This is a genomic window from Sulfurihydrogenibium sp. (genome assembly GCF_027448985.1).
Classification (GTDB): domain Bacteria; phylum Aquificota; class Aquificia; order Aquificales; family Hydrogenothermaceae; genus Sulfurihydrogenibium.
Window position 1 is genome coordinate 1 of the sequence record NZ_DAIDMN010000099.1, and the last position, 4076, is coordinate 4076.

The window sequence follows — 4076 nt, forward strand, 5'->3', positions numbered from 1 at the left end:
AGAACCACCTTTAGATTGTATATCAGCATGAACTAAGGAAGCACCTATTTTCAAGTTGTTAGGTAGATTATAATCAACTCTTCCTGTAAATCCAAATCTGTCAGCTACAGCTCTTGCACCTCTTTGTCTAACATTTTTCAAAGGTTCAACAGAACTGTAATCTCCACCTCCTTTTAACATAAGACCATTAATAAGGTATGCTTTATACTCTAAAGGACCTACCTTTCCGTATGCACCTATCCCCATTTCTTCCCAAGTAGACATTAAGATTCTTCTCTCAAAGAAAGGACGTTGTGCACTTGGAAATGTTGGTGGTTCGTGAACTTCGTTAATTATTCCTACTGGCATTAAAACCAAACCACTTCTGATGTTGAATTTTTCATTTAATAAAAAGTCTAAGGCTGCAAACTCAGCTTTAAAATATCCACCACCTGTTCCATGGCTACCGAATGTAGATGCATGCTCTAATTCAAGTTCAGAGTTAAATTTTATTTTTTCACTAAAGCTGTAGCCAATGTATAAAATAAATCTCTCAACATCTGCTATATTCTTCGCTCCACCCCTAGCATTTACATCGTTATGAACAAAAGTTAGCTCTCCATAACCACCTATTGATAACCCTTTTGGATTAAAGTACGCTTTTGAAGCAGCAGGTCCAAGACCATAGAAAGATTTTAATTCTAACTCAGGTATAGCTACCTCAAGTTTTAAATTTCTAATTTCTTCTTTTATGATTTCCGTTTCCTTACTAAGTTCTTCTGTTTTTTTACTGGATTGTTTTAGTTCTTGGATTTCTTGTTGCAATATTTTAATTTGCTCCTCAAGAGCTTTTATCCTATTTTCATCAGCCTGTGCAACTAAAGTAAAACTTGAAAAAATAGCTGTAGATAAAACAACCTTTTTCATACTGCACCTCCTAAAAATTTTATTAAATTGTATCGATTTTGAGATTTAATTTCAATGATAAGTTTTCAAATTTCGTCATAATCAGTTGTCAAGAGTTATAATAACCCAAAAAAATGGTAAAAACTTCCGTCAAAAACAAAATCAAGGATTCTATAAATGTTACTTTCATTTTCCATCACCTGCTTTTTTATTTAAAAAGCGGGTCTTTAACCCGCTTTAAGCAAGTTTAACAGGAGGTTTACCATGAAGGCAAAATTTATTTTCTTTTAAAAATCCGGCAGGAAAAGTTCCTGCCACTTAAATTGGAGGTTACTATCATGAAGAAGTTTTGCGTGTTAATTATAATTAAATTGAGACTAAATCTCAATGATAAGCATTAACAAAAAATCATATTCTTTTCTTTTTTGGATATGTAATGTTTATAATTGAATCTTGCAGTAAAATTAACATTTTGTAGTAAGTGGAGAACAGTTCAATTTTCTCTTTGTTAGAATCTGTCTTTTCTAAGATTTTTTCAATATTGTAAGAGACTTTTTCTACTTCTGATACACACTGCTTTACTGACATGGCTTTTATCCTCCTTTAAAAAATATTGAGATTTATTCTCAATCAAGTAAAGTAAAAAATAAATGATTAAAATCATATAAACCTCTTAAAAAGGATAAAATCTCATTTCTTCCAAGAAATCAAAAATCTTTTTATTAAACTCAACTTTACCATTTTTATATATTATCAGGTATCCAAAATCTGCATCTTTTAGAAAGTTTTCTCTGAATTTTTTATCCATTGCAAAAATCCCGGTAGATGTTGCATCTGTAAAAGAGCATTCATCGTAAAATACAGTTACCTGTATTAAATCTGTTGATTTTCCTATTATATGTTCTTGGAAGTAGTTTCCGGATGTTGATACACAGACATCTTTTTTATTGACTGCTTCCATTAGTATAGATTTGTTGATTGGATTGTATACAGCTATTTTTCTTTTTTGTCCCCAAACTTTCATATCTCCTGCAATTGATATAAAGCCTTCTTTTTGTTTGATATACTCGTATACTTTTTCAACAGCAAAGCCTTTTCCTATTCCTCCTAAATCTATAGCCATATACTTTTTCTTTAAGAAAACTGTTTGATTTTTTTTATCCAATATTAAATCTTTACAGTTTACTAATTTTTTTGCTTTTTCTAAAGGAATAATTTTTTTTCTTTTGTAATTAATTGTAATTGAACCCACGGTTATATCAAATGCACCTTTTGTTTGATTACATATTTGTAGAGCTTTTTCTATAACTTCAAATGTTAATGGACTTACATTTACAGGCTTTATTCCTGCCATTTTGTTTATCTGGGATATTTCTGAATCTTCTAGGTAGTCTGAAAGTTTGTTTTCTATTTCTTTTAAGTATCTATAAGATTCATATGCTTTTTCTTCTTCTGATAAATCTATGATTGCATAAGTTCCCATTAGGTTAAATATTTTTTCTTCTGCTTTTATTGTACTTGACAAAGCTAATATTAAAAAAACTAATACAAATTTCATTACAAACCTTCAAAAGTTGCGATTACAGGAGCATGGTCTGACGGTTTTGGAGTTTTTCGTTTTCGTGGCCATAAATCCACTTCTACATCTTTTAAAAATGGAATAAGGGATTTTGTTATCAGTATATAATCAATTCTCATTCCTTCGTTTTTCCATATTGCACCACCTATGTAATCCCACCATGTAAATTGGATTTTATCCGGATAAAGATATCTAAAAGTATCAATAAAACCTAAATTCATAATCTCTTTTAATAGTTCTCTTTCTTCTGGCATCGTTCCTATTGTATCCTTCAACAAAATAGGATCATAAACGTCTTTATCTTCCAGTGCAACATTTAAATCCCCAAGTAATATTACTTTTTGATTGTTAAGGTCAAAATTTTGTTTTAGGAAATATATAAAATGTTTGTACCAATCAAGTTTGTAGTAGTATTTTTCTCCACCTCTTAAATCTCCGTGGGGAGCATAGGTGTTTATAATAAAAATGTCTGAGGTTTTTGTTATTAAAACTCTTTTTTGATTGTCAAAGTAGTCATGGTTTAATCCGGAAAACACATTTTCAAGTGGTAATTTAGATAAAGTGGCTACACCGTTGTATCCTTTTTGTCCTAATATTTCTTGGTATATAAATCCTAACTCTTTAAAGTCGTCAGATGGGAAGTTGTTCTCTTGTGTTTTTATCTCTTGAAAACATAGAATATCAATATCGTTGTTCCTGTGTTTAATCCATTGTACCACTAAATCCTTACGGGCTTTTATAGAATTAACGTTGAAAGTGCAAACTTTCATTCTTGTCCCTTTGTCATGTTGTTCCATAATTTAATCATTCCTACAACGAATATAATCAAAACAGATAACCAAACTAAAAACAATGCAACGTATCCGGATTTTGCTAACATTTTTTCAAAAGTTAAACCACCGTACTTAACAAGTAATGTAATAGCTACAACTATTATAAGTGCAACAATTAAAGAGTATCTCATTGGTTTTATATTCCAAGCTAAAGCAATACCTACAACTAAGAATAGTACTAATCCGATAGCTAAAATGTTTTGCAAAATGAACTCCATTTGATTCACCTCATTGTTTTCGTAAATTTCTATGATGACAATTGTATTGGTTCAGTACATCGTAAGCATCTATACATAAACATTATTAACATCCCATATGCAATATCTGCTGGTGTCTTAAATTTAATCCTTAAGGAGAAACTAAACAATTAATCTATGTTCAAGCCTTTCAATGCGGATTAAAAGATCTGTTACAATTTCTTTTTGCGAAAGGGCTTGATTGAGATCAGACCTGATTTTAGAAAGCTCAGCTTTTACATTACTAAGCTCAAAGGTTAAATTATCCACCCGTAGATTTAAATGGTCAATCCTTTCAGTATTCTTGGCAATCTCTGCTTTCAACTCAGCCCTTATATCATCAATACGTTTATTAGTATCATCAATGCGTTTATTCGTTTCATTTAAAGCCCTTCTTAGATCTCTAACTTCTTCCTCAAGATTGGCAACTCTCCCATTGATGCCCTCTAAGGCTAATCTATAACCCGCAAGCTCACCTGTTACGGCATTCTTAAATTCCCTAAATTCTGTTTTTAGTTCTGCTAAAAGAAGGTCTTTTAGCTT

General features: G+C 31.0%; 5 protein-coding genes and 1 pseudogene. All 6 read right to left on the reverse strand.

Annotation, left to right across the window (positions count from 1 at the left end; all coding sequences use genetic code 11):
* On the reverse strand, positions 1 to 906 hold a 906-nt coding region (locus NE054_RS07260; protein ID WP_297890198.1), incomplete at its 3' end, for a DUF3373 domain-containing protein.
* A 387-nt stretch (positions 907 to 1293) separates the two neighbouring features.
* Positions 1294 to 1473, reverse strand: a complete 180-nt coding sequence (locus tag NE054_RS07265; RefSeq protein ID WP_297890200.1) for a hypothetical protein — start codon at positions 1471 to 1473, stop codon at positions 1294 to 1296.
* An 85-nt stretch (positions 1474 to 1558) separates the two neighbouring features.
* On the reverse strand, positions 1559 to 2443 hold the full coding sequence (locus NE054_RS07270) for an FAD:protein FMN transferase (RefSeq protein ID WP_297890202.1): 885 nt from the start codon (positions 2441 to 2443) through the stop codon (positions 1559 to 1561).
* The gene (gene xth, locus NE054_RS07275) at positions 2443 to 3234 is read right to left on the reverse strand and encodes an exodeoxyribonuclease III (protein WP_297890204.1); all 792 of its coding nucleotides are present in this window, start codon (positions 3232 to 3234) and stop codon (positions 2443 to 2445) included. Before xth ends, NE054_RS07270 begins: the two co-directional genes overlap by 1 nt.
* The gene (locus NE054_RS07280) at positions 3231 to 3515 is read right to left on the reverse strand and encodes a hypothetical protein (protein WP_297890206.1); all 285 of its coding nucleotides are present in this window, start codon (positions 3513 to 3515) and stop codon (positions 3231 to 3233) included. The genes xth and NE054_RS07280 overlap by 4 nt, the downstream gene beginning before the upstream one ends.
* Before the next feature lie 141 nt (positions 3516 to 3656).
* Positions 3657 to 4076, reverse strand: a pseudogene (locus NE054_RS07285) (hypothetical protein); the annotation flags it as partial.

Excerpts from the sequence above, each read along its gene's own strand:
- NE054_RS07265 (WP_297890200.1), bottom strand. The coding sequence starts at position 1,473 with ATGTCAGTAAAGCAGTGTGTATCAGAAGTAGAAAAAGTCTCTTACAAT.
- NE054_RS07280 (WP_297890206.1), bottom strand. The coding sequence starts at position 3,515 with ATGGAGTTCATTTTGCAAAACATTTTAGCTATCGGATTAGTACTATTC.
- NE054_RS07270 (WP_297890202.1), bottom strand. The coding sequence starts at position 2,443 with ATGAAATTTGTATTAGTTTTTTTAATATTAGCTTTGTCAAGTACAATA.
- xth (WP_297890204.1), bottom strand. The coding sequence starts at position 3,234 with ATGAAAGTTTGCACTTTCAACGTTAATTCTATAAAAGCCCGTAAGGAT.